General features: G+C 39.0%; 6 protein-coding genes and 1 pseudogene. 1 reads left to right on the forward strand and 6 read right to left on the reverse strand.

All coding sequences use genetic code 11. The features are described from left to right. Positions 1 to 159: 159 nt before the first annotated feature. A complete protein-coding gene (locus tag AR334_RS03885; RefSeq protein ID WP_066305113.1) occupies positions 160 to 828 on the reverse strand; it encodes an MBL fold metallo-hydrolase in 669 nt (222 codons plus the stop codon). Positions 829 to 1,247: 419 nt separating this feature from the next. Here AR334_RS03885 and AR334_RS30105 point away from each other — a divergent pair, with 419 nt between their 5' ends. Then, positions 1,248 to 2,318: a hypothetical protein gene (locus tag AR334_RS30105; RefSeq protein ID WP_066305114.1), complete on the forward strand. Its 1,071-nt coding sequence runs from the start codon at positions 1,248 to 1,250 to the stop codon at positions 2,316 to 2,318. Between the two features lie 86 nt (positions 2,319 to 2,404). On the opposite strand, the gene AR334_RS03895 is transcribed toward AR334_RS30105, so the two are convergent. The 5 genes and pseudogenes from AR334_RS03895 to AR334_RS29835 form a co-directional block, all read right to left on the reverse strand. After that, positions 2,405 to 3,277 (reverse strand): alpha/beta fold hydrolase, encoded by an 873-nt coding sequence (locus AR334_RS03895; RefSeq protein ID WP_066305116.1) that lies wholly within the window; start codon positions 3,275 to 3,277, stop codon positions 2,405 to 2,407. A gap of 104 nt (positions 3,278 to 3,381) precedes the next feature. Beyond that, the gene (locus AR334_RS03900) at positions 3,382 to 4,701 is read right to left on the reverse strand and encodes a dienelactone hydrolase family protein (RefSeq protein WP_066305119.1); all 1,320 of its coding nucleotides are present in this window, start codon (positions 4,699 to 4,701) and stop codon (positions 3,382 to 3,384) included. Positions 4,702 to 5,121: 420 nt separating this feature from the next. Beyond that, entirely contained in the window at positions 5,122 to 5,700 is a 579-nt protein-coding gene (locus AR334_RS03905; RefSeq protein WP_082692773.1) for an acetylglutamate kinase, read from the reverse strand. A 302-nt stretch (positions 5,701 to 6,002) separates the two neighbouring features. Then, the gene (locus tag AR334_RS29370) at positions 6,003 to 6,176 is read right to left on the reverse strand and encodes a hypothetical protein (protein ID WP_156431167.1); all 174 of its coding nucleotides are present in this window, start codon (positions 6,174 to 6,176) and stop codon (positions 6,003 to 6,005) included. A 47-nt stretch (positions 6,177 to 6,223) separates the two neighbouring features. Further along, positions 6,224 to 6,567 (reverse strand): annotated as a pseudogene (locus AR334_RS29835) (hypothetical protein); the annotation flags it as partial.

Consider the following 6,567-nt stretch of genomic DNA (forward strand, 5'->3'; position numbering starts at 1 on the left):
AACTATTAAAAAATATTACTGAGAAAGAATTGTGAATTGGTAAATATACCTATGGTGTTAAATTTACATTAACTTTTTTAAATCTATTAATAATTTATCTAGGTTTTAAATTTTTCTTTTCTCTCCTGAGCAAGATTATATTTTTACATATATTCTTGCTCATATCCCCATTTTTTTAACATATTCTTCAAGCTGGTTTGCCGGATGGAATACAGGGTTCCCGTGGCAAACCTCTAACCTTATGGGTTTTAATTCTCCCACAATAGCGCTGCTTCTCACTGCCTCTTGCATATTTGAAGTAAACATTGAGATTGGTTGATGGATCTTCCCCTTTTTGGAGGTAAAGAGGTCGCCTGCTATTAACACTTGATCCTTTTCGTGGTAGTAGACAACATGTCCTGGAGAATGGCCTGGAGTAAGATGAGGCTTCAGCCCGCCAATCAAATTCAAGTTGCCTTGTTCATCTTCTTGAAGCGCTTGGATTAATTGTTTAGGTACCGTCTGTTTAGCTTTTTTTTGTTTCGGATAAGGAAGCTCACCTTCCATATATGGAATTTCAATTCGGTGTGCATATACGGGTACTTTTGTTTCTGATAAAATAGTTTTTATAGCACCAACATGATCAGGATGGCCATGAGTTAATAAGATTCTTTGCAAAGGGCCGGCGTCCAGTTCTTTGATAAAATTCATAATGCCTTTTGCCATCGTCGGTATCCCAGCATCTACTAGTGTTACCCCATCGCCATCAACAATGACCCACACATGAATAGGGATAATAATCCAGGTCTTTAAGCTCCAAATATTCTCTGAAACTTTATTGACTTTCATTTTTCTTCCTCTCCCTGTTTTCATTTTTCTTTAAAAATCTAAAATTAAGGTTTTCACAGCCAAAGCAAAAGTGTCAGACACCGTGAAACTATATCTAGCCCTTTACTCTCCAATGTTATTCTTAGTTTATTTTTCTGTACTGCCGTAATATACATTTTTTTATTCTGCTTCAGTAAGTTAAATAACCCTACTAAAAATGCTCTCAGGTGATGACCAAAACTCATATATTTTTGACTTCCCTTTTGTCGAATATACAAAAAAACTGCCATGATTACGGCAGCTGACAACACTCATTAGAAAAATTTTAGTCGACACCATTAATTTACAAACATCACAGAAAATAGGTAGTAAAATAGCCCTTGTGGCATTTATCAGACCTGATAAAAAAGTCGCATAAATCATCGAGGGAGAGTGCATAAATGTTAGAAAAGTTACGTAGGTCCAAAAGGAAGGCTATCACAGTTCTAGCCTCCACACTGTTGGGTTGTTCAATAGTCGCGGGTGCAACGGTATTTGCAGATTCAAATAAGAACGCTGACGCAACTTTTTCAGTCACTCTTAACGGTATTGCCGTTAATGATGCAAATGCACACAAGGAAAATGATACTTACTACTTGTCAGTTCCAGTTTTTGCGGATTTTTATCATGCATCAATTAATTGGGAGCCAAGCAAAAAAACTCTAACTTTAAATGGAAAAAAGGTCACCGATCAGTATGGTTCAATCTATGTTTATAAAGGCGTGTTAACAGCACCGGCACAAGCTCTCCAAGAAACACTTGGAATTGATGAAGTTATTCACTCAGCGATGGGGGTTGATACACCTTCTACTAATAAAATGGTTAAGAATGAGACACTCAATATCACCATCTTGCCTAATGGAGTCGAACAAATAACTCCGATGGTACCCGGCATGGGTGAACACTGGTTCAATCTTAATGCAGCACCGGATGGGGGTATGCCTCCCAATGGTCCAATCTTTGGAACGATCAATGGAAAGCTTGTTTTTATAGAGGCAATGATTGAACAATCTGCATTTGTAGATGGCAAGTCATGGCTAATAGAAGGAATGCAAGGTCTGCCTGCCCCTCCTGTTGATCATACGGATATACAATTTGAACGGCACGGACATGCAGGTATGGAAATGCCTCATTTCGATATCCATATGTATTTTGTTTCTCATGATGATCACAACTTGGCTGGACCGCCAGCAATTATGGGAGAACCAATGATTCATGGTGGAAGGGTTAATATTGCCTACTTTATCGGAGGTGTTATAGCGGGTACTAATGAAGGGGAGGGCCATGGTGTTATAACAGTGGATGGCGTAAAACAAGATGATCTACTTACGGATCAAATCGGTTCTTGGAGTAAAGAACTTGATCCTGGGGATCATACCATCAAAATTGAGCTTGTAGATCATGCCGGTAAACCATATCCTGGAGCAGTGCAGGAAATGACTGTAACAGTACCAGAAACGTCCAATCATTAAAGATATAAATTTAGAAGGGGTCAGCAGGAGCCTTTCCTTATGGAGAGGCTCTTTGCTCACTATATGTATATATTTACCGGTTGCTACTACATTCTGCAAATCGAAAAAGAACGCAAAAATCTATTTATCTTCTCATCTGTTTCGCTAGAGGAGTTCCCGAGCCAAATTAAATGTCCCCATGAATCAAGGAGACAAAGTTCTGATAGCGGTATATGTTCGTGATCATGATAGGCATGCTCTACTCGGACAGAACCATCATGTTTACTGTGCATAATGAAAGTTGGACAATTAATTGCTTTTAAAACCTTAATCGTAAGTTCATTCACTTGCTCTAAGTCGATCATGAAACCGAAACCCGACCGTTGACGATTGTTCATTTTTCGAATCGCTTCCACATCGGATTGATTTATTTTTCCTTTTGCTTCACTAAATTTCAGCTTACTGAAGGAAGGAAACATTTGTTTAAAAATAAATCCAGGGAAAACATTGTTCATTGTAGAAATCATCATCCATGTCATTTTTTCAACTTTTGGATGAAATAGCAGTCTGGCAGCTTTATATTCTTTGTCCTTCTGTGTTAGCCATGTTTTCGACACGGCAGATTGCAATGTCAGCGTACCAACACGCTCTGGATATTTTGCAGCAAAATAAATAGCACTGGCACCACCTGCAGAAATTCCTAGCAAGTGAACTTTTTCTAGCTTTAAATGGTCTAATAATCTAGCATAATAGAGACATGCTTTAGATAGAGTCTCTCCCACCGCTTTAGATGTCCCGCCATATCCAGGTCTTGACGGGGTAATGACCATGAAACCATTCTCCACTAAAGCCTGATACCCAAATTCTTCATGACAATTGGAATGTCCGCCATGCATCACGAAAATAGGCTCGCCTTCCCCTATGATGGAATATTCGATTGCCAACCGTTCTACTAAATACCGCTCGATTCTTCGATTCATATCCGTTTGTCTCCACTTCCTAAAAAATGAAGGATTTTGCAGCAGCAAAACCCTTCATTTCCGTTTAATAGTCATCTTCGTTCCACCGTCATTACACTTTTGGACTAATACGTCTCGGCTGCTTCAAAACTTCCTTCGCCCTTGACGTAACTATTAAAGAATTTCAAGACAAGTCCATTCATCGTTCTTAGCACTTTGTATTGATCAGCGGTTTGTTCCGTATTTCCCTTTTCACTTGTACCATTGATCATATTGGCCAAAAACGGTGACACAATTGGTAAATCGGTAAGACTCAAGTGATTGGTTCCTTTAATATGAACCTCATAGGCATCAGGAGCCGTATCCGAAATATACTTCTGCGGAAGCACAACATCCGGGTCCGTGACACTGTCCATTAAGCTCTTCATCGTATCGGTATAAATACTGAATAACGGAATAGGATAGATTTCTTTATTAATAACCGGCTTGCCATCCTTCACGCCAAGCTCTTCACCAAGCAAGTCTGCATCGAGGTTAATGACCGCAGCAATGTCATTTCGATCCCTGCCAAGCTTGGCAGCTGCAGCGCCGCCTAAGGAATGGCCGATTAAACCAATTTTGTCAGTGTCGATTAACTGATACACTTTATCCGCAGCTTGATCGCCTGCTTGTTGCTTAATCGAATCGATCACAAAATTGATGTCGTCTGTACGCAATTTCAACCATTTTTGCCCGAGTTCATAGGATTTCTCCTCATCATAAACACCATTATTCACATCTTGTATTTCCTTCGTAAATGACTGGTTTGCCAATGTCATATGGCCATCCGCGTCTTTCGTATACAAAGAGTGATAGGGATGATCAATCGAAACAACAACATACCCGTTACTTGCCAGATTTTCAAAGGTTGACGTATTGCTTGTCTTAATGCCAAACGCACCGTGAGAAAAGACGATGAGTGGATATTTCCCGCTTCCATTCTGTGGATACCAAAACTCAATATTGACCTTTCGATTCTCGCCTGAATCTGTGAAACTTTCCACTCGATTTTCATCCGTTAATGTAAACAATTTTGTGCCGATTTTGAGGCTACCAGATACTGCTACTGCCTTATGTTGTGGAAAAATGAATGCTGGCAATAAAGCAACAGCGATCAACGCCCACACACCAACTGCCTTGAATAGGTTGCCTACAGGACGATATTTTTTCTCTTCCTTGTTTCTAAGCAATGAAATAAATGCGATAATGCCAAAAAGAAATAGTACTGCGGCAGGAATCTCCCACCTTAAACTCCACTTCATAATCGTAACAAACACGGCAAAAACAACAAAACTACCAATCCGCACCCAATTTCTTAACCGCTTCTGATTGGATTTCGTCTTAATGCTATATACCGCTAACCCAACCTCAATTACCCCTGCTAAAATAAGCAAGACCATTCCCATCTAGTTTCTCCCCTTTAACAAACCCCTCTTGAAAACTCCAGTTAATGGTTTGTTTTCCTTTATTTATGAAAAAAAGTATAATCTATCTGCCATTAAATGTATATATTTTTTTAGGGATTTTTACCTAGAATTCGCGTATCGGGAACTTACATTTTCATCCACAAAAAAACACTCACTAATGCTAAGTTAACAGCATTCGTGAATGTATTCTTATAATCTGTTATTAGACTCTGGCTTTTCATGAAATTGAATTTTCTAGTCAAGTTCTGTTTCCCTAGGTCTAACAAAGATTTGCACCATTTCCACTTCATCCTTTTTCACCTTCTCTTCATGCCAAAAAACGGAACCAGCATTCATCATCATTTTAAATGCCCTGTGGTTATCAGAATTTCATGGCCAGCCGAATCACTTAATCAGAAGCTACCAAATTCTGAACTTTCTTGGGAATTGTCTCACGATTGCAGCCGTAATGGTGTCAGCCATTTGTAAAGCTTCTTCCTCTATTTTATCAAACACAGCAATACTTCTTGTAAAATCCCTTTGGAGGATTAATACCGCTTCCTTTTCTGTCAGTGCCAGATGTTCGAAAAACATTTCTTGGAATTCCCTTCTTGAAATAAAAGGATTAATGGTACTGAGGAATTCAGCAATTTCCTCGCCATTTGCATACCATCTTCTCTCTGCGTCTGCCACAGCCCTTTGATTGCCTGCTTTTGCAGCTGTGACAAGTTCCGCAGCAATTACAAGATGCTCCCTTATTAAGCTGCTAAACTTTGAGGCTACATTATTTCCATAGTAGGGCTTTAATAAATTTCCCATATCTGTTGCATTTCGGAGTAGTCGTGCGGTATTAGCGTCTAAATCCGGTAAACTAAAAGCGATGCTATTGATCGTCAATCTTGTCCAATATACGTGCTGTTCCCAAACTAAACGCATGGAATTGCTTAACCTAAATTCCTGTTCACTAATAAAAGAATTGTTCAACCAGGGTTTATTCAAGGTTTCACCCCCTTTTTATCTAAATCTATTTCATTATATTCAGCCTCTAAAAAGATGCTTGTACATTGCTATTGATTAATTTACGAGAAGTAGTTTAAGCTATCTGCCATTAATTGTTTATATTTTTTTAGGGATTTTTCCTCAGAGGGCGCGTACCGAAAACTTCCATTTTCATTAAAAAAACACTCACGAATACCTAGTTAACGGCATTCGCGAGTGTTTTATCTTAAAATCCGTCTCCAAAAATCCACCAAAAAGTAAAGGTTGATTTCCTATAAAAGCCATAAGATGAAAAAATTTTTTCATTTATACCCACTAATCGTTCCCGCCATAGACATCGGCGCATCCATATCAACCAAGAACAACACAAGGGTAGAATTTTTATTTACATGAATGGCAGGAAATATGTTTTCCCTATCAGTTACCGCTTCGTATTTATGAATAGTGTGGTTTCCTGCTGCAATTTCCCCATCCATCACATATGAACCTCCCGCGATTGAAATCACGGGTTTCTGGGTTGGTGCTAATGCACATTGACCACATGTGGCTGGGAACACACAGCCGCTATACCGTTGGCAAAAGCCTTCGGCACTACTTTTCTTACAATATTACATGCAGCATTTACATCTGCATGAATCAAAATATGATTTTGAGAAAGATATAACCCGCGGTAGATTCGTTTCCCACTGAAGACATATTGTTCATCCCCCACTTTATAGGTCGGAATGAAGTCTTCATCTAGAAAACTGGCTTTTGATGTGTAGCTTTCTTCGGCGATCATTACGGAAATGCCCTCAGTGTGAGCCTTATACATAAGAAGTTTAATTAACATTGAATGTGGGACTTGAACAAAATTTTGATTATTTC

Origin of the sequence: Bacillus sp. FJAT-29814 (assembly GCF_001510715.1) — a bacterium.
GTDB lineage: Bacteria > Bacillota > Bacilli > Bacillales > Cytobacillaceae > Neobacillus.

Coding starts and splice junctions, on each gene's coding strand:
- AR334_RS03885 (WP_066305113.1), bottom strand. CDS start 828: ATGAAAGTCAATAAAGTTTCAGAGAATATTTGGAGCTTAAAGACCTGG.
- AR334_RS30105 (WP_066305114.1), top strand. CDS start 1,248: ATGTTAGAAAAGTTACGTAGGTCCAAAAGGAAGGCTATCACAGTTCTA.
- AR334_RS03895 (WP_066305116.1), bottom strand. CDS start 3,277: ATGAATCGAAGAATCGAGCGGTATTTAGTAGAACGGTTGGCAATCGAA.
- AR334_RS03900 (WP_066305119.1), bottom strand. CDS start 4,701: ATGGGAATGGTCTTGCTTATTTTAGCAGGGGTAATTGAGGTTGGGTTA.
- AR334_RS29370 (WP_156431167.1), bottom strand. CDS start 6,176: ATGGATGGGGAAATTGCAGCAGGAAACCACACTATTCATAAATACGAA.